The sequence below is a fragment of the Streptomyces globisporus C-1027 genome (assembly GCF_000261345.2).
GTDB classification, from domain to species: Bacteria; Actinomycetota; Actinomycetes; order Streptomycetales; family Streptomycetaceae; genus Streptomyces; species Streptomyces pakalii.
Map to the genome: position 1 here is coordinate 89886 of NZ_CP013739.1, position 26066 is coordinate 115951.

23 protein-coding genes and 1 pseudogene are annotated in these 26066 nt (G+C 68.5%); 8 read left to right on the plus strand and 16 right to left on the minus strand.

Annotated elements, in window-relative coordinates; genetic code table 11:
- Positions 1-40 precede the first annotated feature (40 nt).
- On the minus strand, positions 41-484 hold the full coding sequence (locus tag WQO_RS34005; protein ID WP_010056326.1) for a winged helix-turn-helix transcriptional regulator: 444 nt from the start codon (positions 482-484) through the stop codon (positions 41-43).
- Between the two features lie 146 nt (positions 485-630).
- On the opposite strand from WQO_RS34005, the gene WQO_RS34010 reads away from it, so the two are divergent.
- The gene (locus WQO_RS34010; protein ID WP_010056327.1) at positions 631-1194 is read left to right on the plus strand and encodes a hypothetical protein; all 564 of its coding nucleotides are present in this window, start codon (positions 631-633) and stop codon (positions 1192-1194) included.
- A 37-nt stretch (positions 1195-1231) separates the two neighbouring features.
- Positions 1232-1660: a hypothetical protein gene (locus WQO_RS34015; RefSeq protein WP_010056328.1), complete on the plus strand. Its 429-nt coding sequence runs from the start codon at positions 1232-1234 to the stop codon at positions 1658-1660.
- An 89-nt stretch (positions 1661-1749) separates the two neighbouring features.
- Here WQO_RS34015 and WQO_RS34020 read toward each other — a convergent pair whose 3' ends face one another.
- The gene (locus tag WQO_RS34020) at positions 1750-2937 is read right to left on the minus strand and encodes an IS701 family transposase (protein ID WP_010056329.1); all 1188 of its coding nucleotides are present in this window, start codon (positions 2935-2937) and stop codon (positions 1750-1752) included.
- 1458 nt (positions 2938-4395) lie between these two features.
- Here WQO_RS34020 and WQO_RS34025 point away from each other — a divergent pair.
- On the plus strand, positions 4396-5652 hold the full coding sequence (locus tag WQO_RS34025; RefSeq protein ID WP_237274243.1) for a DNA primase family protein: 1257 nt from the start codon (positions 4396-4398) through the stop codon (positions 5650-5652).
- Here the strand turns inward: WQO_RS34025 and WQO_RS34030 are convergent.
- A complete protein-coding gene (locus WQO_RS34030; RefSeq protein ID WP_058954234.1) occupies positions 5610-6023 on the minus strand; it encodes a DUF6009 family protein in 414 nt (137 codons plus the stop codon). The two genes, WQO_RS34025 and WQO_RS34030, sit on opposite strands and share 43 nt — an antisense overlap.
- Positions 6024-6680: 657 nt before the next feature.
- Here WQO_RS34030 and WQO_RS34040 point away from each other — a divergent pair.
- A complete protein-coding gene (locus WQO_RS34040; protein ID WP_010056885.1) occupies positions 6681-7259 on the plus strand; it encodes a carboxymuconolactone decarboxylase family protein in 579 nt (192 codons plus the stop codon).
- 23 nt (positions 7260-7282) lie between these two features.
- Here WQO_RS34040 and WQO_RS34045 read toward each other — a convergent pair whose 3' ends face one another.
- From WQO_RS34045 to WQO_RS34055, 3 genes are read right to left on the minus strand one after another with little or no spacing between them, the layout of a single operon-like run.
- Positions 7283-7681: a DUF6009 family protein gene (locus tag WQO_RS34045; RefSeq protein WP_058954235.1), complete on the minus strand. Its 399-nt coding sequence runs from the start codon at positions 7679-7681 to the stop codon at positions 7283-7285.
- Positions 7678-9213 (minus strand): DNA primase family protein, encoded by a 1536-nt coding sequence (locus WQO_RS34050; RefSeq protein ID WP_058954236.1) that lies wholly within the window; start codon positions 9211-9213, stop codon positions 7678-7680. Before WQO_RS34050 ends, WQO_RS34045 begins: the two co-directional genes overlap by 4 nt.
- The gene (locus WQO_RS34055; RefSeq protein ID WP_010064686.1) at positions 9210-10322 is read right to left on the minus strand and encodes a bifunctional DNA primase/polymerase; all 1113 of its coding nucleotides are present in this window, start codon (positions 10320-10322) and stop codon (positions 9210-9212) included. The genes WQO_RS34050 and WQO_RS34055 overlap by 4 nt, the downstream gene beginning before the upstream one ends.
- A 686-nt stretch (positions 10323-11008) precedes the next feature.
- Between WQO_RS34055 and WQO_RS34060 the strand changes: the two genes are divergently transcribed.
- Positions 11009-11434 carry a hypothetical protein gene (locus WQO_RS34060; RefSeq protein WP_010064688.1) on the plus strand — a complete coding sequence of 142 codons (426 nt, stop codon included), beginning with the start codon at positions 11009-11011 and terminating at the stop codon, positions 11432-11434.
- 153 nt (positions 11435-11587) lie between these two features.
- Here the strand turns inward: WQO_RS34060 and WQO_RS34065 are convergent, their stop codons facing one another.
- The 4 genes from WQO_RS34065 to WQO_RS36205 all read right to left on the minus strand — a co-directional run bounded on the left by WQO_RS34065 (position 11588) and on the right by WQO_RS36205 (position 16164).
- Positions 11588-12622 carry a TSUP family transporter gene (locus WQO_RS34065; protein WP_032749421.1) on the minus strand — a complete coding sequence of 345 codons (1035 nt, stop codon included), beginning with the start codon at positions 12620-12622 and terminating at the stop codon, positions 11588-11590.
- 296 nt (positions 12623-12918) lie between these two features.
- The gene (gene tpg / locus WQO_RS34070; RefSeq protein ID WP_010064691.1) at positions 12919-13476 is read right to left on the minus strand and encodes a telomere-protecting terminal protein Tpg; all 558 of its coding nucleotides are present in this window, start codon (positions 13474-13476) and stop codon (positions 12919-12921) included.
- Between the two features lie 12 nt (positions 13477-13488).
- On the minus strand, positions 13489-15741 hold the full coding sequence (tap, locus tag WQO_RS34075; RefSeq protein ID WP_058954237.1) for a telomere-associated protein Tap: 2253 nt from the start codon (positions 15739-15741) through the stop codon (positions 13489-13491).
- Between the two features lie 255 nt (positions 15742-15996).
- Positions 15997-16164, minus strand: a complete 168-nt coding sequence (locus WQO_RS36205) for a hypothetical protein (protein ID WP_158514080.1) — start codon at positions 16162-16164, stop codon at positions 15997-15999.
- A 980-nt stretch (positions 16165-17144) separates the two neighbouring features.
- Between WQO_RS36205 and WQO_RS34080 the strand changes: the two genes are divergently transcribed.
- On the plus strand, positions 17145-17333 hold the full coding sequence (locus tag WQO_RS34080; RefSeq protein WP_010064694.1) for a hypothetical protein: 189 nt from the start codon (positions 17145-17147) through the stop codon (positions 17331-17333).
- 617 nt (positions 17334-17950) lie between these two features.
- Here the strand turns inward: WQO_RS34080 and vph are convergent.
- Positions 17951-18814, minus strand: coding sequence for a viomycin phosphotransferase (gene vph, locus WQO_RS34085; protein ID WP_010064695.1), 864 nt, complete (start codon positions 18812-18814; stop codon positions 17951-17953).
- A 149-nt stretch (positions 18815-18963) separates the two neighbouring features.
- A pseudogene (locus WQO_RS37065) lies at positions 18964-19161 on the minus strand (IS630 family transposase); the annotation flags it as partial.
- Between the two features lie 150 nt (positions 19162-19311).
- Between WQO_RS37065 and WQO_RS34090 the strand changes: the two are divergent.
- Positions 19312-19686 (plus strand): DUF6193 family natural product biosynthesis protein, encoded by a 375-nt coding sequence (locus tag WQO_RS34090; protein ID WP_010064696.1) that lies wholly within the window; start codon positions 19312-19314, stop codon positions 19684-19686.
- Between the two features lie 158 nt (positions 19687-19844).
- On the opposite strand, the gene WQO_RS34095 is transcribed toward WQO_RS34090, so the two are convergent.
- The 3 genes from WQO_RS34095 to fxsT all read right to left on the minus strand — a co-directional run bounded on the left by WQO_RS34095 (position 19845) and on the right by fxsT (position 24981).
- Complete coding sequence (locus tag WQO_RS34095; protein WP_010064698.1) at positions 19845-20963, minus strand: ParB/RepB/Spo0J family partition protein; 1119 nt, start codon at positions 20961-20963, stop codon at positions 19845-19847.
- Positions 20960-22204 (minus strand): ParA family protein, encoded by a 1245-nt coding sequence (locus tag WQO_RS34100; protein WP_010064700.1) that lies wholly within the window; start codon positions 22202-22204, stop codon positions 20960-20962. The genes WQO_RS34095 and WQO_RS34100 overlap by 4 nt, the downstream gene beginning before the upstream one ends.
- Before the next feature lie 587 nt (positions 22205-22791).
- Positions 22792-24981, minus strand: coding sequence for an FxSxx-COOH system tetratricopeptide repeat protein (gene fxsT, locus WQO_RS34105; RefSeq protein ID WP_058954238.1), 2190 nt, complete (start codon positions 24979-24981; stop codon positions 22792-22794).
- Between the two features lie 200 nt (positions 24982-25181).
- Here fxsT and WQO_RS34110 point away from each other — a divergent pair, with 200 nt between their 5' ends.
- Entirely contained in the window at positions 25182-25628 is a 447-nt protein-coding gene (locus WQO_RS34110) for a hypothetical protein (RefSeq protein ID WP_010064702.1), read from the plus strand.
- Positions 25629-25732: 104 nt separating this feature from the next.
- Here WQO_RS34110 and WQO_RS34115 read toward each other — a convergent pair whose 3' ends face one another.
- On the minus strand, positions 25733-26065 hold the full coding sequence (locus WQO_RS34115) for a hypothetical protein (RefSeq protein WP_010064703.1): 333 nt from the start codon (positions 26063-26065) through the stop codon (positions 25733-25735).
- Position 26066: the final 1 nt, after the last annotated feature.

The following is a 26066-nucleotide window of genomic DNA, read 5'->3' on the forward strand; positions in this document are numbered from 1 at the left end:
TGCCGTGCGCAATGCCGTCCGGCTCTCACGGAGCCCGGAATCAGCGCGTCCGGCGTACCGCCACCTCGTCCTCGTGGACGTCCCGCCCGCAGGACGCGCAGCCCAGCCGCACCCGTACACCGCCGTCGCATCCGGTGTGCTGCGCCTGCCGGGACGGTCCCAGCTCCGCGGGCAGGTTCCGGTCGCCCCACTGCATGAGGGCGACCACGGCGACGGTGAGTTCACGGCCCATGGGCGTGAGCGGGTACTCGTGGCGTACCGGCTTCTCCTGGTACACGACCCGCCGCATGACACCCAGGTCGACGAGACGGCCGAGACGGTCGGCCAGCACGTTCCGGGAGATCGGCATCTGGCGCAGGAACTCGTCGTACCGGCAGGCGCCCAGCAGGGCGGAGCGGACGATCAGCAGGTTCCAGCGCTCTCCGATCACTTCCAGGGACCGGGCCAGCGAGCAGTCCTGTCCTTCGTACGTCCGTGGCAGCATGCCTGACCGTACCGTTCGAGTTGTTTCACAGGACCCACGGAAGGCCCGGCTCACGGAGAAGAGAGCACTCCGGAAGAAGCCCGCGCGCGCGAAGTGCTGGTGTGATGACCCACTGCCCCTCCCAAACCGACCGTGGAGGCCCAGGGATGGCCATCAGCACCGGAGCATCACCTTTCACCGTTCGCGGCGGGATCGAAGCCGTCAACACCCGCCACCACCAACTCGGCCTGCGTGTGTTCATGTTCATCGTCGTCGCGCACTGGGCTGAGCACCTGGTCCAGGCCTACCAGATCTACGTCATGGGCTGGCCCATTCCGGAGGCGCGCGGCGTCCTCGGGATGCCGTTCCCCTGGCTGGTCACCTCGGAGTGGATGCACTACGGCTACGCCCTGGTGATGATGGTCGGCCTGTTCCTCCTGCGGCCGGGGTTCACCGGGCGCTCGGCCACCTGGTGGAAGATCTCCCTCGGCATCCAGGTCTGGCACCACATGGAACATCTGCTGCTCCTGGTGCAGGCACTGGCCGGGGCCAACCTGCTGGGGAGGCCGGCGGCAACCAGTCTGATCCAGCTGATAGCGCCCCGCGTGGAGCTGCACCTCTTCTACAACACCCTGGTGACGGTTCCCATGGTGGTCGCGATGTACCTGCACACCCGGCCCGGCCGACCGGACAACGCCGACGCACGGTGCACCTGCGCCCCGAAGGCCTGACCCCGTGACGACGAGCGGCAGAAGGCCTTCGGGGTTCGTGTCCTTGCTGCTCCTGCTTCTCGGAGTCCTGCTGTTCTGGCTGACGGTGCCGAACCTGGGTGACGCGGCCCGGACCGCCACGGCGGACGGGCCCCTGGGCACCTTCACCGCTACCCGCCTGGTGTGCGCCGGGCACGCCGGACACACCACCTGCGAGTGGCTGGGGACGTTCCGCTCCACCGACGGCACCGTGGATCTCGGGAGCGTCAAGCTGTACGGAAGCGACCGCGACGCCTTCGAAGCCGGCCGGACCGCTCCGGCCGTGGACGTGGGCAACCCCGGGCGGGTCTACGATCCGGCCGGTTCGTACACCTGGATCGTCACGGTCGGGCTGGCCGTTCTCTCCTACGCCCTGCTCATCACGGTCGCCCGCCGCCACCTCGGGCCTCCCCCGCGGGCGGCGGGCGTCCTGCCGGCGGCGAGCTGAGCGCCCGGGAAGGGGAGAAGCGCGCGGGTGGGTCCGGGGAACCGGAACCCGCCCGTATCCCCCTCGGCCGTCCACGAGGGACGCGTCGCTCAGCTCCCCTCCTGGGAGCCGGGCCGGCGGCCGGACAGCTCCAGCAGGTTGTACGCCGAAGCCGCCGACACGAGAGTCATGTGGTGATGCCAGCCGGGAAAGGACCGTCCCTCGAAGTCGAGCAGACCGAAGTCGTCCTCCAGCGACTGCACCGCGGTGCCCGCCCGGTGCTGGAGCCCGGCCAGCGCCAGCAGTTCGTCGGTCCGCCGCTGCGTCATGTTGGTCAGCCAGATCCGCGCGGAGCGGGGCCCCGAGTAGGACGGCATACCGAAGATCCGGTACGTGGCGTGCGGCGTGTGACGTGCCAGCCGCACCTGCGGCAGCCGCACCAGCGTGGTCATCGTGGCGGTGCGATCGGCGCCGCCGTGCCCATCATGGGCGCCGGGTCTGAGATGCCCGGCGTGCTTGAGGCCGAAGAGGCGCTGTGCCTCCACGGGGGCGGGCAGGTTCGCGGAGTACGCGCCGCGCGCCGTCGTTCTCCCCACCGGGACCACCGGGGTCCGGCCCGGCAGTGACACGACGAACTCGCGTCCCCTGGCGGTGAGTCCGCGCACCAGCGAGATGACCCCGGAATGATGACTCAGATCGGCCACCACCGGCCGGGGACTCAGTTGCGTGCTCCCGCACAGCGCGTCGACGAGGTCCAGCGCATGCTGCTCGACGCTGCGCTGGCCGACCGATTCGGGGATGCGGGCCCGTGCGCGGCGCGCATGGTCCTCGACCCAGGCCCCGGGCAGCAGGAGCCCCCAGTGGACGGGCACGGCCGTCGCGCCGGTGGAGAGGAACGCACCCACCGCGAGCTGGCAGTTGACGGAGCGTCCGGTGGCGGGGACGAAGCGCCGGTGCACCCCGCAGGAGTGATCTCCCCGCTTGCGTAACACCGCCACCGACAGGACCCAGGCGCGCGGATCGAGCTGCTGCTCGACCCATCTCATCAGCTCGGCACGTGCCGGGGCCCAGTCCCAGGGGCTGGCATTGAGGAACTGGTGCATCGACTGCGACGCGGTGGGCGAACGGGAGACGGTGGCGGCCATCCGTCTGATCGACTTCTTGCCGTCGGTGGTCAGCAGCCCCGTCAGGTAGGCCTGGGCCCACGCCCTCTGATCGGCCCTCGGCAGGTGCCCGAAGATCTGATCGGCAAGTACGGAGACCGGCAGGTGCGCGTGCCTCACGTCGTGTGCCGCCATGGCTCGTTTCCCTTCTCCTGGGCAACCGATCGAGCGCCGCGATATCGCAGCGAGCGATATGGTGTTCTACGGGGAGGGCGCTTCCGTCGGCCGGAGACCTGGCAGGGAACGTCGGCCCCATGGGGCTCGAAGATCGCCGACATCCCTCCCCCTCCCCCGCTTGACCAAGCCTTTTACCTGCTTGATCGATTCGTGGTTGTCACCTGGTCGCCATTGCGCCGAAACTTGAGTGCCGTCGGCCTGCCCCCCCGGGCAAGGCTCCGAACCCCTTCGGCATAAAACTCCGCACGCTGCTTCGCCATGCCGATCATCGTCGGAGAGGACATCGTAAATCAGGATCGGCCGGTACGTACACGGAGCATGGTCCCGCGATCCGGTACCGCACGGTTCGGGCGCCACGGCTGAAAAGGGACCATCCGGGAAACCTGGCGCCGGCGGAGGAACCAGCTGAAACGCCACCGGTGAATCGCTCCGACGGTCCTACGGCAGCCGGGCATCGGCCATCACGGATTCCGTTGAGCGGACCGTGCCGGGCCTGCACTCCGCCGCCCCTGGCGCGCAAGAGGACCGGGCCGCACGGCGGGACCGCCGACGGTGGGCGGATGGGCGCTCCCCCGTCCGCACATCGTTCCGTCTGCCGCGACCCACCCGTCATCGCGCCCACGCGAACCTCCCCTACGTCCCCCGTCGGCGGCACGGGCTCGAACCCGGTCGCCGATTCGCAGGGGCACGACCTTAGCGGGAGTTGGGTGAATGGCCGAAGTCTTCTGGCAGAAAATCATCAAAAGCCCGGGCCGGCTGCCCCCGCCTCCGCCTCCCCCGCGGACTCCCGACGTGCCGAGGGCGGCCTGAACCCCGCGTGCACACTTCTACAGAACACACCCTTTGTCGGGGTGAATCGGCCAAAAATTTTAGTCTCCCATGGACAAAAAAAGAATCGTTCCTATGATGCATCGAAGACGTTTTCCGGGGGTGCCTCGGCGCGTTCAGTCACGCGAACATGACCAGTTCCGATGATTCAGGAAGCGCACACGTGATGAGTTCAGCCGAAGGCAACGCTTCGACCCGTCCACCGGATCCGCGCCTCACGGCGGCCGGCCCTCCGGCCCCCGGGGCTGCTCCCGCACCACCGCGACATGCCACTCCGGCACCCGATGCCCCGGGCGCCGGGCGACAGGCCGAGCGGTTCTGAGAAGCGGGACCGATCCGTTCGCCACCCGCCGCTCACGCGCGCGGGGCGGACACGCACGGCTCAGCCCTTTTCGTATCCACCGACGGTCAGGAGCGCCCGTGGACGAGGCCGGCTCTGCAGGTCATTTTCGCTCGAACGCTGTGCCCGCCACACCGGTCGGCCCCCGCGGAACCTCCTCGGAACTGTCACCCGCCGCCCGCCCCCTCGGCCTTCCCGAGCGCCGGCGCACCTACTCGGCCCCGGCGCGCCGCAGACGCCTGCGGACCGTGCGCAGCACCCCCTCGGTGTTGGGGGTGGGGTTGTTACCGGATTCGTTGACGGATCGGGGGAACGCGAAGCTGTTCGTGCGGTTGTACGCGCAGGACTACCGGCATGTGACGGGGCTGGGGTGGTACCGGTGGGACGGCACGCGGTGGCAGAGCGATGAGGACGACACGGTGCTGTGGGTCGCTGGTGAGATGGCGGAGAGTATCGCGGCGACCGATCCGCGGGGGGTGTATTCCGATGCGGCGCTGCGCAAGCACCGGCGGCGTGCGTTGAGCACGTCGGGGATCAACGCGTTGTTGAGCCAGGCGAGATCGGCGCCGGGGATGGTGCTCAGTGCGGGGGCGCTGGACGCGGATCCGTACATGCTGTGCACGCCGGCGGGGGTGGTGGACCTGCGGTCGGGGAAGCTGCGGGCCGCGGACCCGGACCGGGACTTCCATTCGCGCTCGACCTCGATCGGCCCCCGGCAGATGCCGACGCCGCGCTGGGATCTCTTCCTGACCGATACCTTCGGGGACGACGCGCGGGGCCGGGAGATGATCCGTTTCCTGCATCTCCTGCTCGGTTACTCCCTCACCGGTGACGTCGGAGCGCAGGTCATGCCGTTCCTGTTCGGATCGGGCAAGAACGGAAAGTCCGTACTGCTCGACGTCCTGATCAAGCTGCTGGGCGACTACGCGGACGCCGCGCCGCCCGGTTTCCTGATGGCCCGTCCCTTCGAGGGGCACCCCACCGACCTCGCCGAACTCCACGGACGCCGCGTGATCGTGTGTTCCGAGGTCAAGCCCGGTGACCGGTTCGACGAGTCCCGGGTGAAACTCCTGACCGGCGGCGACCGCATCAAAGCACGCCGGATGCGCCAGGACTTCTTCTCCTTCGCCCCCACCCACAAACTCTGGCTCCTGGGCAACCACCGCCCCGAAGTCGGCACCGGCGGCTACGCCTTCTGGCGCCGGATGCGCCTGATCCCCTTCGACCGCGTCGTCTCCGACCAGCAGAAAATCGACAACCTCGCCGACATCCTCGTCACCGAGGAAGGCCCCGGCATCCTCAACTGGCTCATCACCGGAGCCCACCACTACCTCAACAGCCCCCGCGACCTCACCGGACCGGAAACCGTCCGCATCGCCACCACCGCCTACGCCGAAACCGAAGACCACACCGGCCGCTTCCTCACCGAACACGGGACGACCTCCCGGTCAGGGCGGACACGTCACCGCGGAACGGAATCGTCCGGGGGAACGACATCCGGGTGAGGGGGGGTGGAGAGGGGGCCTCCTTCGGATCGTTCGGTCTTCTGGCCTTTGGTGCGGGGGGTGAGGGTGGCGGGGTCGACGGCTTCGGCCGGTGCGCCGGTGGCGTAGAGGCCCTGGGGGGCGGTGTCGCGGTCGTGGGGCAGGAGCCAGAAGACGCGTCGGCGGAAGGTGCCGGACGTACGTGAGGGGCGGGCCCGCGCATGGAGCACGGCGTATCCCACCATGCGGCCGTCCCGGTGGTAGGCGGGCCTTCCTCTCCGGTTGGGGAGCCGGTCCAGGCTCTGTCGTACGTAATCCAGGATCGAGATGTCCTCCAGCCAGACAAGCTCCGCTTCCTCACTGATCTCGTCCCCGTCGATCAGAGCACTCACTCCGCCTCCTCCTCGGCCACAGCCGCTACTGGACACTGTGCACCGGGCCTGCGGCCATGAGCAGCCTAAAGTCGGATACCGCATCAGCCCGGGGCGGGGTATGGGATCCTGCGCCCGCCGGCGGTGAAACAGGCCTCACGCGTCCCACGGAGCGATCGGATGCCAGGAGATGCCTCCCGGCGCGCGTGAGTCCAGTCCTGACGTCCCGGTACAAGAAGGTGAAGATGCCCGCCGCGATCAGGGTCCCCGCGGAGACCGCCGTCAATCGTGTGGAGGATGACGTCATCCGGGCCGCGGACCGACCGCCCGCGCAGAAGGCCGACAGCGGGAACACCGGCGCCACGGCCGGCACGCCGCCGATCGACCGCAGAGGAACTGCCGCCGACGGACCGACGCTCCCGCCGCCATCCCTCCCCTTTCCCGTGCCGCTGACTCGGTGATGCCGGCCACAACAGGGTTCCCCTCCACGGCTGAGGTCACAGCGTAGAAGCGGCACCGGGCAAATCCATCTCCCAGAATGCTCGCCCGCGGCACGGAGGCGAAATCCGGCCGATGCCGCACAGGACCCGGGCACACAAGCGCACGGAGGAAGTTGAGCACGCTCGCCTCCCCCGTGAACATGAAGGCCGCTTCGTCCCTCCGCATCCGAGGAGCACTGTGCCGCACATCGAGATCAGCAACGACCACCCCGGCATCCGGGGCTTGATGTTCCAGCGGCCGGACGCCGCCGCGCCGCTCAACCACCTCGCCAACGTCCTGCTGCGCGCCCCGGCGTCCTTGAGCCGGGGCGAACGGGAACTGATCGCCGCCTACGTCTCACACCTGAACGACACCCCGTTCTGCGCCGGAACCCACGGAGCCGCGGCAGCAGCACAGCTGGACGGCGGACACGAGGCGGTGACCGCCGTCTTCGCCGCTCCGCAGGACGCACCCGTCTCCCCCCGGATGCGCGCCCTGCTCGCCGTCGCCGCCGAGGTCATGGCAGCTGCGCGTCCCGTCGGCGACGAGACGGTAGCGGCTGCCCGCGCCGCGGGTGCCGAGGACAGCGACATCCACGACACCGTGCTGATCGCCGCCGCCTTCTGCATGTACAACCGCTATGTCAGCTGCCTGGCGACCGGCATCCCGACGCAGGACGACTACTACCAGCAGGCTGCGGACCGCATCGTCACCGACGGCTATGCCACGGCGAGCGGACAGAACGGCACCCGGGCCGACGAGGCTCTCACCGGCTGACAGGCGCGGGCACTTCCCCCCCCTCACCCGGGCACAGGTGTGGCCGGGTGAGGGGGGGTGGTGAGGGGGCCTCCTTCGGATCGTTCGGTCTTCTGGCCTTTGGTGCGGGGGGTGAGGGTGGCGGGGTCGACGGCTTCGGCCGGTGCGCCGGTGGCGTAGAGGCCCTGGGGGGCGGTGTCGCGGTCGTGGGGCAGGAGCCAGAAGACGCGTCGGCGGAAGGTGCCGGACGTACGTGAGGGGCGGGCCCGCGCATGGAGCACGGCGTATCCCACCATGCGGCCGTCCCGGTGGTAGGCGGGCCTTCCTCTCCGGTTGGGGAGCCGGTCCAGGCTCTGTCGTACGTAATCCAGGATCGAGATGTCCTCCAGCCAGACAAGCTCCGCTTCCTCACTGATCTCGTCCCCGTCGATCAGAGCACTCACTCCGCCTCCTCCTCGGCCACAGCCAGGAGCCCGATGCCCGGGTAGTACTTGCGCTGGTTCGACAGCAGCATCTCCTTCGGTGACGCCAGTCCGACGGCTTCCCGGATGCGGGCGGCGAAGGCCCGGGACGAGGCGGGATTGATGCCCTCGTGCCGGGACCAGGCCGTGTAGGCGTGGTACAGGCGGGCCTGTTCGACTCTGTGGTGGGGCTGGAAGGTGCAGCGTTCGGTGAGGAAGCGGCCGGTGTGGTCTTCGGTTTCGGCGTAGGCGGTGGTGGCGATGCGGACGGTTTCCGGTCCGGTGAGGTCGCGGGGGCTGTTGAGGTAGTGGTGGGCTCCGGTGATGAGCCAGTTGAGGATGCCGGGGCCTTCCTCGGTGACGAGGATGTCGGCGAGGTTGTCGATTTTCTGCTGGTCGGAGACGACGCGGTCGAAGGGGATCAGGCGCATCCGGCGCCAGAAGGCGTAGCCGCCGGTGCCGACTTCGGGGCGGTGGTTGCCCAGGAGCCAGAGTTTGTGGGTGGGGGCGAAGGAGAAGAAGTCCTGGCGCATCCGGCGTGCTTTGATGCGGTCGCCGCCGGTCAGGAGTTTCACCCGGGACTCGTCGAACCGGTCACCGGGCTTGACCTCGGAACACACGATCACGCGGCGTCCGTGGAGTTCGGCGAGGTCGGTGGGGTGCCCCTCGAAGGGACGGGCCATCAGGAAACCGGGCGGCGCGGCGTCCGCGTAGTCGCCCAGCAGCTTGATCAGGACGTCGAGCAGTACGGACTTTCCGTTCTTGCCCGATCCGAACAGGAACGGCATGACCTGCGCTCCGACGTCACCGGTGAGGGAGTAACCGAGCAGGAGATGCAGGAAACGGATCATCTCCCGGCCCCGCGCGTCGTCCCCGAAGGTATCGGTCAGGAAGAGATCCCAGCGCGGCGTCGGCATCTGCCGGGGGCCGATCGAGGTCGAGCGCGAATGGAAGTCCCGGTCCGGGTCCGCGGCCCGCAGCTTCCCCGACCGCAGGTCCACCACCCCCGCCGGCGTGCACAGCATGTACGGATCCGCGTCCAGCGCCCCCGCACTGAGCACCATCCCCGGCGCCGATCTCGCCTGGCTCAACAACGCGTTGATCCCCGACGTGCTCAACGCACGCCGCCGGTGCTTGCGCAGCGCCGCATCGGAATACACCCCCCGCGGATCGGTCGCCGCGATACTCTCCGCCATCTCACCAGCGACCCACAGCACCGTGTCGTCCTCATCGCTCTGCCACCGCGTGCCGTCCCACCGGTACCACCCCAGCCCCGTCACATGCCGGTAGTCCTGCGCGTACAACCGCACGAACAGCTTCGCGTTCCCCCGATCCGTCAACGAATCCGGTAACAACCCCACCCCCAACACCTGCTCCGGGCCCGCAGACGCCTCTGCACGACCCGGAACCCCTCCCGCGGGCAGCGAAGGCCCGGCAGAAGTGGACCGTGCGAGGATCTGGGCTGCCACGGCGTGAGCGTCGAAGCCGGACGGCGGACGGCCTCCGGGGGTCATCCCTCTCTCCTCAGGTACAGCGGCCGGCGCGCACCGGCCGACATCCCGCTGCGGATGATCCCAGCGGCTTTCCTGCCCTGCCCCGGCCGGGCTGCGGCCGCGGTGTCCTGAAGGATCTGCTCGGCCTGCTGATGGGTGAGGAAACCGGCGGTGACCAGTCCGCCCGCGGTGTACGAGGCCCGGTTGAGCTTCTCCGAGAATCCGGTGCCCTGCGACTGCGCGGCGCAGGCTGCCACCTCGGCCAGCACCGGAACGAGTATGCCGAGAGCACCCTGCCCACCGCCGCCCGCGGCGGCGACGGCCTGGCGGGCCCTGGGCGGGGGCTGCCAGGGGCCTGCCTGGATCTTCCGAGGCAGGTGGCCCGTCCGCTTCAGCTCCTCGGCCAGCCAGGCAGGCAGCACCGCAGGCTTCCGGCAGGCGCCCAGAGCCCGGTAGGTCCCGGCCCGGGTCCAGGTCCCCGGGGCGACGATGTATCCGCCGTGGGCGCGGACGTCCACCTGCCAGGCCAGGGCGCGTCCGCCACCCGAGCCCGCGGAGCTCTGCCACGAGCGGGCGTCGGGAGCCCGGTACCAGACGTGGAGGCCGCCCGAAGGCGTGCGCACCCGCAAGGTGTCCTCGTCATCGGCCGGGTCGGGGGCGCCCCGCAGGGCCGCGAGGAGGGCCAGGGTGTGGTAGCCGTTCGCGAGACCCGTGAGATCGACCTGCGGCGGTACGGGTATGCCCGGCAGCAGGCAGTCGCGGTCGGGCAGGCTCTGTCCATGGGCATCGATGTCGATGACGACCAGCCCGGCGGGGCCGCAGGAGACCCCGACTCCCGCTTCCGGTGCACTTCTCCACCACCGGAGGATCCTCTCGGCGTCACACGTGGCTGCCCGGAAACCATGGCACCAGCGCCCTTCCGCAGGGCAGGTGCAGCCCGAGTGGGTGTGACCGGGGGCCCGGCAGCCCCCGCAGTTGCCTGCCGGCGTCTTGCGGCCGACGGCCAGTGGATGGACCGGCCAGCCTTGTTCCGCGCACCACCGGGCAATGTCCACGGACCGCGGCGCAGCCGGGAGGACGGTGCCGGGGCGTACGGTGGAGAATCCCCGAACGCGCAGCTCAGGAGCCATACATCGTTCCCCCGTAGCGACTGAAGCGACCCACCGACCAACACAGATTAGCGAAAACATCCGGCCCGTGCGGAGCTTCCTCTTCCCGAATCTTGCACCGTATTGGCGCCGGAGAAGCCTCTACTCACGCGTTCAGTTTCCGTAGCGACCGAGCCCCTTTGATCGCTGTACCTCTGAATCGACAAAGCGCCAGTTCGGAGGGGATGCCGACGGCTGACAGCGACGGAAGCGACTCGACTCTCCTGTATATGACGCATGCCTGCACCCGCAGAATGACCTCATATACCCGAACTGTGGGTCGCTTCCGTCGCTATCGACACCGGACGACCTCTTTTCCCTGGTCGCCGGGGGTACGAGTGCGAGCGACCGAGCGGTTTCCCGGTCGCTCGCACCAAGAGACCGGAATTGTTCGATCCGGTATTCGGTCGGCCGCCGAGGCTGAACGCGTAAGGGTGCTGTCGGGTGGTGACGCGGCATGTCGGCGTCGCGAGTTCTCGCGGACCGTGCAGCGTAGGACCGCGTGGCCCGTTTTTCCGAAGCCGGGTGCTGCGATTCCCCGGTCCAGGAGGCCGACCGAGCCCCTCCTGCGGCGATCAGTCTTCTGACGACCGCCACGGAGCCTCGTTGCCCGATGGGCGGGAAGGCGGGTAAGTGGCATCCGGAAGAGACCTTGCGAGGAGAGAGACATGTCCGAGACCAACACGCCGAGCACTGAGCTGCAGGCCCTGGACCGCCTGGTCGGCACCTGGAAGGTAACCGGCGGAGCCGAGGGGACTGTCCGTTACGAGTGGATGCCCGGTGGTTTCTTTCTGATCCAGCACGTTGACCTGACCCAGGACGGCGAGCAGGTCAGCGGCATGGAACTGATCGGCAACCTGCGTCCGTTCGGTGAGGAGCCCGGTAAGGACGTGGTGTCGAGGTATTACGACTCCCAGGGCAACACCCTTGACTACGTGTACGAACTGGTCGGCGACAAACTGACCATCTGGGCCGGTGAGAAGGGAAGCCCCGCTTACTTCGAGGGCGAGTTCAACGCCGCGGGAACCAAGGCGACCGGTGACTGGGTCTACCCCGGTGGAGGCGGCTACTCCTCGACCATGAGCCGGGTCTGAGGGTCCGTAGAGAGAGAATCCAGCCCCGGCCATCGTCGTACCGGATGACGGCACCGGACCGTGGCTGTCCACGTACCGCGCTCCGTAAGAGGCACGGGTACGAGGGGGCCGGCGCCGCCACCCGGTAGCGCGTGAACGGGCCGGTCGCTCCGGTCAGCGCGCCGAAGCAGTGCTGAGACCTGGACTGTCCGCCCGGCCCCCCGACTCCGTGGGCCGGGCGTAACGGTCCTGCCGTACACAGATCAGGCACAGCCCCGTGAACACCGTCAAGGTGACCGCACTCAGCACGATCATCCCGTCGGTGAAGTGCACGAGCAGCAGTGTGCTGATCAGCTCGGCGCCTATGAGCACGAAGAGAATCATCCGTATCGTCAACGGGGTGAGCCTGGTGCAGACCCATGCGCCCAGCGGCGCACCCACGGCGACGACAGGAGCCGCCGCCGTCCAGTAGTCGACGACGGGCCCCGTGAAGTCTCCTGTACGGAGAATGTGAGTGAGGAAGGCCGCGATGGATATCACCGTCATCATCACGACGGTGGTCGGGGTGGCCACTTTCTCCGACACCCGGAACAACAGCACGAGCAGCAGGAACATCACACAGTTCTCTCCCACTCCGGCGACGCCGCTGATGACACCGCCGAGGAAGCCCGCTGTCACCACCAGCACCTTCTCCCGCCCGTTCCAGAAGGGGATCGTGTCGTTGCGGTGGTAGCCGCGCTGTCGCATCTGGACGAACAGCGCCACAGCGAGCGCCACGAGGAGCATCGTGAACAGGGCCCGGACGGTTCCCAGGGGGACAAGGGGGGCCAGCAAGGAGACGCTGAGCACCACTCCGACGACCCCCGCGGCCGAGCCGTGGATCACCACACGCCGCTCGATGGGTATGCGGCACAGCAGGATGGACAGCGAGGCCGCGGTCATCCCGATCGACTGAATGGCGAACGTGAAGACGCGTGCCTGGTCCGGTGGTACGGCCAGAATTTTCGTCATGACCGGAAACGCGATGGCCCCACCGCCCTCGCTGGTCCCCCCGCCCACCAGTGACCCGAAGATCATCGTTACCGCGACCCGCCAGTTGTCGGCGAGTACGTCGAAGTACTCCGTCCCCCACACCAGCGCCCACGTCAGCCACACCGCCCCGGCCAGACAGGAGTTGACCAACAGAACTTTCGACAGCCCCGCCCTCATGAGCACCGTTTCCCCTCGTGCGACACCCGCGGCTTCTGCCGCGCACTACCAGTAAGTCGTTGAGCCGTGGGGGCAAGTTCCGGCGGGAAGCACGCCGGGCCTCAGCTTGTCGGCTATGTCGCGCCGCAGCCGGTGCACCTGCGACGGTCGGCGTCCGCGGAGGGGGGCTGGCCGGTTGCTCGCCTCCCCTCCCCCACCCGCCGGCCGGGCGACAACAGGTCGGCCGATCCGACACCCTGGCGTGTCTTGGCCCACCGGGCTGTACAGGGCCGGGCTCGCCCGCGTTCAGCACGCGGCTACAGGTCGAACTCGAGGTGTTCGATGTCGGTGAAGCGGACTTCGTCCAGGGAGCCGGCGCGGCGGCCGCCGTCCTGGAAGTAGACCTCCTTGAGCGCTTCGGCGGCGATCTCCTGGAGGCGGGTGTCGGACGCGCCCTGCTCCTGGGCGTCGAAGAGGCGGGCGGCGTGGACCGGTGGGAGGGCGACGGTCAGGTGGCGGATGCGGTCCTGGTCCGTCGACCCGATCGGGGCGGTGTAGCCGAGGCGGGCGCGGGTGTCGATGATGATGCCGTCCGTGGACGCGGCCTTCGCCTTAGCCTTGGCCCTGATCTGCGGCTGCCACCGGGCCTTCACTTCACGGTCCAGGCGTCCGGCGAGGTCGGGTCGGGGCTTCTTGATCTGGTCCTTCACGTAGCGCTCGACGGTGCGCTGGGAGACCCGCAGCATCTGCGCGACGGCCCTGGTGCCGCCGAGCTGCTTGACCAGGTACCGCATCTGCGCACCCGCGCTCTTCGGTGTGGGGCGGGTGAACGCCTTCTGCACCGCCTTGTCGAGTCCGTCCCCGATCAGGCTCATGCCGGTCTTCTCCTACTCTCCGTTGTCGGCATCGGTGATGGTGCCGTCCTTGATGAACCGGGCGAAGTTCAGATGCGGTGCGTCGAACTGCTCGCGCACCCCTTCGCCCCAGAGCACGGTCTGGGTGCCTTCGTGCTTGACCAGGCCGGGGTTGATGCCGAGCTTGAACCCGCCGGGCAGCGGCTTGCCGTCCCGGTAGGGCAGCACGTCCAGCGGCGAGGGGCCGTCGGAGGCGTAGACGACGCAGTCGGACAGGACCGCGATCGGATACCGGCCGGTGAACGCCGCGTGCTTGACGATCTTGCGGTGCAGGTTGATCCGGGTGCGGGAGATGACCGCCGCCCGGATGTCCGGCCGCCACGTCGGCCGCTCCAGAGCGCGCCACCGCTCGCCCGGCCGCCAGCCTTCGCCGCGGGGCCGCTCGCGCAACTTGCCCAGGCCGCCCTTGACCGTCGCTTTGATCGCCGTGATGACGATGCTCAGCTCCGGGTCGCGGCCCTTGTAGCCGTCCATCGCGGCGAGGAAGCCGGCCGGCTCCATTTCGGCGTGGACGCCGAGGTCGGCCATGGTCGCCAGATAGGCGTCCCGCAGCCGCTGGTACCAGCCGTCCAGGTAGCGGCCGTTGTCGTACCGGACGTAGGCCTCGGTCGGCCTGACGTCGTAGCCCAGCTCCTGCGCGTACGCCACGGTCGGTGTCGCGTACCAGGCCGGGCCGGTCGGGGGGTCGCCCTTCGGCGTGAACGGGGAGGGCAGCAGACTGCCGTTCAGGTCCACCCACTCCTTCCCGACCTTCACATGGGACAGGTCGACGTGGGAGAGGTCGACCAGCCACGAGCCGGGCAACTTCGGGTCGAACGTAGGTGCCTGGACGTGTGTGGGCTCGCCGAGGCCGACGGTCAGCCCGTTCGCTCCGGCGGCGAAGGCCATGTTCACGTCCAGACCCACCAAGTAGCGCAGGGTGCACTCGGCATCGGTCATGGGCCGGGCCCAGTCGTAGGCCTCCTCGAACAGCTTCTCCGCAGGTCCCCGCACGTGGAAGCGCGGTAGACCCAGCGCAGTGACCACCGGGTGCCCGTCCGGGGCCTCGCACGGCGCGCAGTCCACCGGGTCCGATCCCAGCGACCCCGGCGTCTTGGCGTCGGCCTGCCGCAGGGCGCCGGTTTCCTCGTCCCGTACGGCGTGGGTCGGCGGGTGCAGCGCGGTCATCAGCTCCAGGCCCGTCACGGCGGTCGAGCCCCGCGGCGTCATCACCCGCATCGCGTAGGTGCCCAGGACGCGGGCGAGCTCCGCCGGGGGAAGCTGCGCGGCGGTGCCCCAGAAGCGGGGGTCCAGAGCGTTCCAGGAGGGGATGCACAGCTGGACGCACTGGCGTTCCGAGCCCTTGGCCGGGCGATAGATCCGCGCCCACGGGCCGAAGCCCCTCTTCGTCAGCTTCCAGTCCGCACGGGTCAGCTGCTTGATGACCTTGTGGCCCTCCGGGATCCGCCCGGCGTCCCTCTCCTGCGCCGTCAGCGTGGTGGGCAGGCCGTAGCGCTCCAACGCGGCCGGGGTGAGTACGAGCAGCGGGTCGGCCGGCCTTCCCGGGCCCGACAGCTTCGGCTGTCCGAGCTTGCTCTCCTTCAGTGTCCACTCCACCAACGAGGGCAGGGACGTGGCCGGCACATCCAGGACCAGACCGCCGACGCAGTACGCCACCACCTCGCCGTCCCCGGCGTCGACGACCGCCAGCGGTCCGTTCTCGAACCGCGGATCGGCGCCGCCCGCCGGAGTTCCGGCCGCGGACGCCTTCCGCGCACCGGGGCGGCGCGACGCCGACGACCCGGTGGTGCTCCCCGGCGCCGCCGCCGGAGCATCCGCCAGGGCCTCGGCGGGCACTTGCGGCTTCACCGGCGCGCTCACACCTGCGGCCCCGGAGGACTGCTCGGTGGAAAGCGGCTCTGCCGGAGCGGGCGCGGCGGTGAACACGGCGGGCACCGGGGCATCCTGCGCGGGCACCGTCTCAGCGGCCGTGTCCATGCCCGGGGGGGCGGGGTAGAGCTCCGCGAGCCTGTCCAGCAGCCGTGCGTACGCGTCACGCTCCGGCGGGCGGGGCTCCGTCTTGCCGGACTCCCACCCGGACACCGTGGCCCGGCGCACCTTCAGTGCTCCGGCGACCTCATCGATCGTCAGGCCGTGCGCGGAGCGCAGCCGTTTGCGTTCCGCCGGGGGCGGCAGCTTGGCGCGGGACGCGACCAGGGCGTCGACCGCGTCGAACAACTCGGACATGGAGCACCTCCTGACTGACAACCTATCATGTCGAGCGTACGATACGCGTACGTTCACCGTACGAAGTGCGTACGTACTGTGTCGTGATCCTTGAAAGGCCCGACGCATCATGGAAGGTCAGTTGGAGGCGGACATTCGGTCGGTGCGGAGCACCGCGGTGCGCCAGGACGTGCTGCGTTCACTCCACGACCGGTCCGCCGCGTCGGACTGAAGGCCGTCATGGCAAAGCGGGCCATTGCTCCTCGCCGACAGCGGTTACCCGGCCTTCGGGAGCGGACCGTTCCTCGCCGGCATCGGCATGGGCCTGAGCAGCTCCACCAGCACCACCGCCGTCATCGACTCCTTGGGACCCGACAGCCAGGGAGCGGCCTCGACGATGAACGACACCACCCGCGAGGTCGGCTCGGCGATCGGCACTGCCATCAGGGGCACCGTCTTTGCCGGACAGTACCGCCTGGCACTCCCCCACAGCCGGGCCAGGCTGCCGACCGAGGCGGCCGAATCCGTGTGCCATTCGTCCGCCGACGGTCTGGAGGTCGCCACCCCCATGGGCGCCGAGGTTTGCGTTCGCCGACGACGTGGGCCGGGCGTTCACGACCGGCTTCACCGACGCCATGCCCGTGGTGGGCGTGGCTCTCGTTGTCACCCCCGCGGCGTGCCCGGCGTTCGCCTGCGATGTGCCCGGGGCTCGCAACAGATCACTGCCGAAGGCTCGGACATGGAGCGGCTCTCCGACTCATCGCGTCCCTGATCCGGATGCCGGACGATCAGCGCACCAGACGTTCGATCAGCGCCTGCCGGGCGTCACCGGGAAGATCGCTGATCCCGGTCCACCTCGTCCGGCCGGCTACGGACGTGGCGATGGGCGTCGTCCCAGCCTGGCAGCCGCGGTCCACTCCCCCGAGGCCGCGGGTCTTGGCAGCGTCCTGGAGCTCGTCGCGGTGGTCGCGCGGGCCCGGGCACGTCGGCCGTGGGCGGCCCAGGAACGGCTCAGGGCCGGTCCGGTGCCGCTTGCCCCGATGACAGCAGGCGACGAGGGGCCGCGCCTGACCGACCGGGCTGACGTCACGGACCTCCCGCCACGTGAGCGGCAGTTCGCCTCCGGGCCAGTGGTGGCCCGCTGCTACGACCTGAGCCCCGACGACGCGACTTTCCGGGCCGGGGCCGGCCCACCTACCGCAAGCCGGCTACTGGAATGGCCGAGCGCCTCCACCTGCTCTGACCCCGGGTGCTTTCCCCTGGCCCGACAGGCAACCCGGTCTCCCGGACCGGGTTGAGCGGCCGCTGCTGTCATACGGTCCGGGGATCACCGCCAGGCCAGGGAGGGGGCCAGTGACCACAGGCAGCAGGACCGCTGCGATTCCAGGACGCGCCGGTACGCTTATCGCCGCCGTCGGTGACGGGTGATACGTGCCGGAGGGCGCAGCCGCACCGGTACTTTTCCGGACCTCCGCGCCGTCCACCACGACATCGGGCACGCCCCGTCCCGCCGGGTGGAACTCCCCCGCCGCAGCGGCATCGACGTGCTCGTCCCCCTGCGCTGGCTCGTGAACGACGATTACAGTCCCGCCGCCGAGGAAGCTCCGGAATGAGCCTGCGCACGCAGTACGGACTGGCCGAACGCGACCTCGCCGACGCGGCGAAGGCGACCACTCAGCGGAGGCGGGATCCCCGACCTGACGCCCATGCCCGGCACACGCGACATCCTCACTGCCTTCGTCGCCCTGAACCTGGACCGGCGCATTTCGAGCAGGCCAACGTCTGGCGATGCCCATTGCGCACAGGGTTCGAGGAAGCTCCTCGCTCCGGTATCCGCCCTGTCGTCCTCGGCCCGGAAGCGGTTCCTCAGCTGGTGGAAAGCCATCGCTCCCCCATGAGTTCCCTTGGATGACGAACCGCACCTGCACACGATGGCAACGACCATCCCCTGGAACCCCTCCCCCATGGGAAGCCGGGGCCCACTCACGCGGACGCACGCCGTAGCCTGAGCTCCGCACACCGTCGCCGGCTCAGAGCACGTCATTACGGCGTAATAATTCCGCGGTGAAGGCGAAGCCTGGCATCCAGACTCTGCCGAGCTGACCATCTAACCGGGAGTCGGCGGGGAGGCTTAACCGGCGCGGGTAACACCGCTAGTGCTGTGACCGCATAGGTTCACGGGGCTGCTGTTGATGTGAAGTGCTCGATGCAGCGGATGTGTCGGGGTGCCTCAGCGGTAGTCGGCCAGGCCGTCGGCGAGTTCCTCTTCGTCGCCGTCGCGGATCGCGTAGAGGGCTTGCTGTAGGGCGAATGTGCCGCGGATCGCGGCGATGCGGGTGTGGAGCCCGTGGTCTGACCAGTTGCCAAGGGTGAGCACCTGCTCCAGGAGCTCAGGGCCGTAGCCGGCGCCGATGGCTGCGAGGTTCTCGGCCGGGTCGCTGAGTGTGACGTCGTCCCAGTCGAGCACTCCGGAGAGGTGCGGCAGGCCGTGCGTCCACTCCCATAGGACGTTTTCGGCACCGAGGTCGCCATGGACCACTGCTCGGGTGAGGTGGGTAAGGCCGTCGAGTGCTGTGAGTTCTCGCTCGGCCCGTAGGCGTCCGCTCTCGGACATGAGCGCGAACAGCTCCGCGCGCACGTTCTCCTCGAACCTCCGCCACTGGCCTTCTGCTGCCTGGGGGAGAACTGCCCGCACCGCTTCTTCGGTGCCGGCACGGGCCAGAGCGGACAGCAGCGTGGCGTACTGCGCGGCCACGGTGTCGACGACTTCGGCATCGTTGAGGGCGTTGGTCTCCAGCGGTTCGCCGGGAATGCGGCTGAGTACCAGGAACGGCGCCTCATCGGTGCCGTGGGCGCCGCCCGGGAGCAGCGGCTCAGGTGTGCGGAAGCCGAGGTCGAGGTCGGCGAGTGCGTGTAGTGCGGCCACCCGCTGGGGTAACCGGGTGGCCGCTGCCCGGGTACGGGGCAGGCATACGACGCGGTCTGAGCCAAGGACCACGAGGTGGAATTGGCCCTGGCGTACTGTCAGGTCGTCCGGTTTGTCGTCGGGCAGCAGACGGCTCAGCAGAGCGCGGTGCGTCGTACGGATGCTCACGAGTGTCCTTTGGGTCCGTAGATGGGGCCTAGGCGATGTGCACAAAGTGCTGTCAGGCCGCATGGGCGAGAGGGGCGTCCGCCCCAGCGGATGCCCCTCTCGCTGCGGATGCGGATGCGTTCCTTGCGTCGTGCGGCGAGTACGTCGGGGTGGATCACGTCCCGCACGGTGTCCCCATCGGCCTGGACCAACTGAGCGATCACCGGGCCACGGTTCCCGCCAGCTGAGGCCAGCAGCATCATCGCGCGCCGGTAACGCAACGACCTGGCACTCCCCCGGCGCACAACCTGCTGCAGCTTCTGCCCTTCCTGGTCGGTCAGCCGGCGTACATGGACAGGCTCAGCCACCACGCCTCCAGCGGTCGAATGGCCGTCACCAACCATCCAACCGCTCGAACTACCAACCCGGCCAACCTATGCGGACACAGCACTAGCGGGGTTCGACGGTCCCCATGAGGCGGGTTGTTATGACCTGCCTCGGGGCGTCATGATCGCAGGATGGCTGAGAAGACCGTGGTCGAGAAGACGTGGCTCGGGATCCTGAACAAGCTTCCCGGCGCGCGGAGGGGTGAGCCCGCAGTGATAGAGGCTGCCTATGCCGAACCTCGGCTGCGGGCCCTGTTTCCTCTTCCCAGCCATGGAGCGCTCACCCTCCACCGGAACACGGAGTTCCCGTGGAGTAACGACCTACCGTTCATCGTGGGCGACGCGACAGAGTGCATCGTGTACGCGCCTCTGCACGCGTCGGAACGTGTCCTGGGGGAGTCGCTCACCCCGCGAGAGGCGGCCGCGTTGGTGGTGGCCCACCTTCCTGACGACTGCGGGCCGACCTTCGAGGGGCCGTGGCCCCCACCGAGGGACCTCACCGATTGAGCGAGCCGCAGACCGTTCCCGCCGTCCCCCATACGCGGTTGATGCGGCCCCGCGACGGGCCACAGGCTCGCAGCGAGGAGCCAGGTGGCGACCAGTCGCAGATGGCGGGCCCCACATCGGTGGGGCCCGCCATCTGCCAGGCGCTGATTCTGCGGCGGCTACGTCTCCGCGCGCAAGCCTGTCGCGATCTGCTGGAGGATATCTGCGAGCGAGTTTCGCGCATCGGCAGGAAGGTCTCCTCGCATGTCCGTCGTGACGGCCTCGACCCCAGCGCTCCGCTGGAAGTAGCGCAGGATGAATGCACTGCGCTGTTCGGCGTTGAGTTTGGCGAACGCGGCGTCCATGAGTGCCTCGCCCTGCTGCCGGGACTCCGCGGAGGGAGGCGTCTCCTCGCTGTCGACGGCCCCTGCATCCGCATCCGCATCTGAGGGTGCGGATGCGACGTTTCCAGCGCTCACAGCGTCATCGCCACCGGAGACGGGCTTCATTACGGCGTAATAATCCTGAGCCGGGGGAGCGGGAGCCGGAATGGCCGGAGGCTTCGCGGTCGCCTTCCTCCCTGGATGCTTCTGCTCCTTCGCCTTGAGCTGGCGGAGGTGTGCCTCCTGCTCTTCAGGCTTCTTCTTTCCTACACGTCGCAACAGTGCTGCGGGCTCCTCACCGGACTGCAGCTTCTCCTTCAGCTCCGGCGTCAGACTCAGGAGCGCCAGGCGCTGCGACACCCACCCCTGTGAGCGGTGAAGGCGGGCGGCGAGAGCCTCTTGCGTCTTGTGAATGACCAGCAGTTGCTGGAGGACCCTCGCCTCGTCGAGGGGGTCAAGGTCCTGGCGGTGGACGTTCGCGACGAACGCGGACTCAAGGATCTCGTCGGGATTGCTGCCGAGTTCGTCGTCCAGCATCACCTTGATCTCGGTGAGGCCCGCTTCGCGCGCGGCGGCGAGGCGCGTGTTGCCGTCGATGACGACGTACTTGGTCCCCTCCTCAAGGTCGTCTTTCCGGTCGGGGTTGCCCTCCAGGTAGGCGAACCGGCTCATGATGCTGATGGCGGTCTTCTGCCCGTGGTCGCGGAGACTCGCTCCGAGATCCGTCAGGTCACCCAGCTCTTCCCGGGGGTTGGCCGGGTTGAGGCTGATGGCGTCCACAGGGAGCTTGAGGGGCGGGGGAGCACCGTCGGTGGGGGCGGCGGCGGCGGCCTCGATCGCGGCACGGCGGGCGCTGATGCCGCCCCTGGCCTGGCCGAAGGACGCACTCGCGCGCAGGGTGTCTGCCTTGCTCATGAGATCTCCCTGGTCAGCGCGCGCATGCCGACGGCCTGGTCGCAGCGGGGGGCGTAAGCGAGGAGGGGCCGCTTCAGACGGACAGCCTCCTTCTGCTCCTTGAGGTCTCCGATGACGCCGACGACCCGTGGATCCTTTATGTCGATCCATGACTGGAGGGAGGAGGTGGCGATGTAGCCGCGGCGTGCGTCGTAGTGGTTGACGACGATGCCGAGGTAGTCGAGTTCGAGGTGCATGTCACCCCGGAGGTCCTCGATCTGGTTGGTGAGGAGCCCGTAGGCGTCGGCGGAGCTGTCTTCGGCCTGGACGATGATGAGGATGCCCGAGTTGCCGGGCGCTTCGCCGTCGCGGCGCCGTCCGTAGTAGGCGGCGGCGTCCATACTGAGGCCCAGGCTTGGAGGGCAGTCGATGATGACGACGTCGTAGTCCCCTTCGACCGTTCCCAGGACACGTTCGAGGGCGGCTTCGCGGGCGCGGACGCTGGAGAGCTTCACGTCGAGAAGGAAGGCGTCGGTGCACGCCGGCAGCAGGTGCAGCCGGTCGCCGAAGCGTGCTTCCTCGATGGGGACGATGAGGTCCCTGAGTTCGCCCTTCGCCTCACCTGCCATGTGCTTGGTGAGGGAGTCGCCCTCGATGGGCAGCGGCTCGTGCCCGAGCTGGTTGGTGAGGTGGCACTGCGGGTCGAAGTCGACGAGGAGAACGCGGAGTCCGAGCCCGGGGAGATCCTCGTAGTCGAGGCGAGAGGCCGGTTCCGTGTCGGGTTCGAGGAGTGCGGCGGCGAAGTGCTTGGAGATGCGTACGGGGTGCAGTTGGTCGCTGTCCTCTGCGAAGGCTTCACCGACGCCGGCGGCGAGCGCGGTCTTGCCTACGCCCCCCTTCTGGTTGCAGATGACGATCCGCTTGGGATGCTCGGGGCGGACGACACCGGGGGCTGGGTTGGTGTCGAGCCAGAACAGGACGGACTGCGTGAGGCCTTGGATGAGTGAGACTCCACGGGAGGCGCAGGCCTCACGGAACTCGTCCCACTGGCCCGTAGGTAGGAAGGTGGCGAACGGTTTGGCACCCCCTGTGTCAGCCGCAGGGAGGTTCGCTCCGAGCCGGCGCCATGCGGTGATACCTGCTTCGACAGCATGCTGGATATCGGTGCCGTGTTGGGCTGCGCGGACCTTCAGGGCTTGTTGGAGGGCGGGGGGCAGCTTGGAGACGACCTTCTCGCGGTCGGCTGTGTCAGGCGACGTCATGCGCATACCTTACTAACGGTGTAGATCATTTTCATCAAGGACACGTTAGCTAATACCCTGAGGGCCCGTCAGTGGGTGGATATTACGGCGTAATACTGTGGCCCCACATGCACGGACGATCGATGCCTCCGTCAACGCATACGGCTGTGCGCCCCAGGCGCATCCGATTATGAAGAGTCACGCTCCCTGCCCGTACGGGCTGTTACTGAGGGCGAGCGCATGAGCTGAACCATCGCGCACAGGCCTGATGGGGGAGTGGCGAGTGATGACAGGCGTGCCGCACTGCGCGGTGGCTCACTGGACGCGAGGGCTGGCGGTGAACGCCAGGCGGGTTGCGGCACCAGGCGCAACCCGGGCGCGCGTTCGCTGAGTTCCTTCAGATCAGCCGTATGCGCGAAACACCCCGCGATGCCTAGGATCCCGTACAGAGAAGAAGTGGCGGGCGCCTCCACATAGGCGCCGGGCCGGCGTGCTGGCCCGGCGTGCATCCGCGCCCTTTCTTGTGCTCCAGCTCAGGAACAGGTTTTCCAGGACCGGCGGGCCCCGGGCATGATGGACGACTTCGAGCGGGGCCGAGTCAACGTGGGCTACTCCGGCTCGCCGGACTGATCCTCGTCGTGCCTCCAGCGCTCCAGCAGGCCAGTGGCGAGAGCGACGGCTTCTTCGGTCTTGGCGTGAGCTTGGCCCAGCCGGGAGCCCAGGATGAGAGCGCCCCTGTGTGCAAGGCTCGCGCCGGTGGGGTCGCCCAGAGTAGACATGACTTGGGCCTTGAGGAGCAGGGCGTACCCGATGTAAAGGTGGTCAGGTGCGTAGCGGGCCTCGCGGATGCTGAGCGCCCGGTTGATCAGCGGTGCGGCTGCACTCGGGTCATTGAGGTTGAGGTAGACGGTCGCAAGTGCGATCAAGTCGAAGCTGACATAGGGATCGTCCTGTCCGTAGGCCGTCTCGTCGATACGCAGCGCGCGCTCGGCCAGCGGTACCGCAGCCTTGTGGTCACCGAGCTCACACAGGATGCGTGCCAGAGTCGCGAGATCCGTCGCGATGGCCGTGCTGTCGGATGGCAGACAGGACTGGTGCAGGCTCAGCGCACGTTCCGCCGGCGGACGCGCGAGCAGAGCCCTGCCGCGCTCGCGGTGGATCTGCGCCAAAGTGATCAGATCAAAGCCGATCTCGACGTCCCTGTCATCGAGTGACTCGTCAATCACCAAGGCACGTTCGCACAGGGGCATTGCCAACTGGTGATCGCCGATCGACAGGAGATACACCGCTGCCAGCCTCAGCAGCAGCGCCGTCTCCGCAACGCACTCAGATGGTGGCTCGTCCCTGGTCAGCATCACAACGTGCGGGAGGAGGATCTGCCATCGCGAGCCCGCGTCAGGAACGCCGTGGATATCGTGGGGGACTGCCCGGAGCAGCCCACGGCACAGCCGCACTCGAACCTCGGCGCGCACGGCGTCCGGCATCGAGGAGCGAATGGCAGCCTGCACCAGCCGGTGCAGAACGAGGCAAGACCGGGCGCGTCTCGCAAGCCCGAGTCCGGCCAGAGCACCGACAGTCATGTCCCATGCCACCGGGTCTGCCACAGATGTGTCCCCCAGGTCGGCCCTGCTGCTGAAAAGGTCCAGCGGGATCGGATCCGGGGCCAGCAGAGAACAGAGTTCCAGCAGCCGTTTCGCCTGTGGGCGCTCAATTTCCAACCGTCGTACGCTCAGTTGCCACAGAGTGGCGACCACGACGGCCGGACGGTCAGCCAACTCGCCCAGCGCAATCATGTCGTCCAGCCGCGATGCCAGTAGAGCAAGGTAGTCCTCGGGCGGGGTGTGGTTGTAGTCCATGTACCCGGCTGCCTGCTCCAGGGCGAGCGGCAGGTCGCCCAGATGCTCGGCGATCCGGTCCGCCACCGCTGGGGTCATGCCGTCAACCCGCCGGCCCAGCAACTCCGTGGCTTCCCTCCTGGTGAACACGTCCAGGTCGACGACGCCGGCTCGCCCCGACCAGCCGCGTGATCTGGTCGTGACGACGACGTGACCGCTGCCCTCCGCATCGCCAGAAGGAAGCGCGTTCACGAGAGGGCCCGGCCTGTCCCCGTTGTCGAGGATGACCAGCCAGGGGCTGTGATCACGCAGTGCGCCATACACGCGTGGGACGACCTCGTCGAAGGGCACCTCCGCGAGTCCCAACTCCTGTGCGAGCGCTGCGAATTGCGACGTGACAAGGCCGGGATCCTCAGCGTCCACGAAAGCTACGAACCGATACTGGGACCGGTAGCGGTAGGCGTACTCGACCGCGAGCTGGGTCTTACCGGCTCCGCCCAAGCCGCGCACGGCCTGCACCACAGTCCCGCCCGACGTGAGCCGCTGCCTCAACTCCCGCAGTACGGCGTTGCGGCCGGTGAAGTGAGGATTGCGCGGTGGCAGGCGGACGACCCGGAACCGCGAGCAGAGCGGTGCCGGTGCGCATACCTCTGGGGCAGCGGTCTCGAGCAGGTCGGTGAGCGTGGCGTGATCGGCGCGCAGCCGCGCGAGTTCCTCCTCAAGAGACAGTGCGATTCTGCCGGTGTGCGCGGCACGGACGCATGCCCCCGCGTAGGCCGCGACCCGCTCCCACGGAGGCGGCTTGATGAACTTGCCTGCCAGCAGATCCGACAGGGACGACCGCGTGAGGACGTTGCTCCTGTCATGGGCAAGCAGTTGAGCCTGAGTGGGTGCGCCAGAGGAGACGCACAGCCGTCGCAGCCGGCCGGCAAACCACTTCTGCGGTGCACTTGGTAACTCCACGTATACAAACCTCCCCCACCTTGCTCTCCGGAATCGTCCGGGATCCGCAAGCCCTGAAGGCAAGCCTCCCAACGCCGAAAGCCCGCTGAATCCGGGTTCCTCCGGGACTGCCGCATCCGAACGACTGCGTCCCGCAACGTAGTCGGCGAAACACATGGCGAGATTCCTCGCACGAAGCATCAACGAGAGAACGGACAACCATGAGAAAGCTCATCGGCAGCCTGCTCGGCATCGTCGCCGGCACCCTCCTGGTCACGGCACCCGGAGTTCAGGCAGCGCCCATGGAGGCCGCCGTGGCCGAACCCGCCGGTGCCCAGCAGTCGTGGAAGACCACGTTCTACTGCGGCTCAGCGGACACGTGGACTCGGTGCAGCTTGAACTCGAGCGACTTCCCCCGGCCGGCCGAGTGGCTTCCCGGCGGGTCTCCGAGCGCCCACCTCCTGGTCGACAACCACGCGGCTGGAGGAGAAGCCTGTCGCATCGTCGTCAACGGGGGCCGCTTCGACCCCCGGTACATCGACCCGGGATACAACCGCTGGACATGGCTGGGCAACACAGGAGCCGATCCCGCAGTTCAGCTTGAATGCATCCGCAGGAGTCAGAGCGGCGACGCGGGGATCGGAGGTTACATCCAGTTCAACTACTAGAAGCTATTCGCCGGACCACTGCACTGCGGCAACGAGACGCTGTTTAGGGTTCCCGTCGCACTGACACGGCCCGCCGCACACATAGCGCGGCGGGCTGTGAGGGGTCAGAGGTAGGGCAGTGGCCTTGCGAGCAGCCAGGTGGTGGAGGCTGCTCCGCACAGGAGGCATACGGCGTTCGGGACCCAGCGGGGGGCTCCGAGTTTCGCCGTTGCGTCAGCTGCTTCGGCTGTGATGAGCAGGCCGCTGAGGAGCACGAGGACGCTTGTGGACCAGGTGATTTCCGGGCGTCCGATGCTGAGCCAGCCTGCTGCGATACCGAACAGGCAGAGCACGGTGAACAGCACGGGAGGGTCGGGACGGGTGCGGACCTTGTTGACCCGGCGATGGGTGAGAATCACCGCGAACTGCGCGAGCAGTGCCGCAAGGGCGATCAGCATG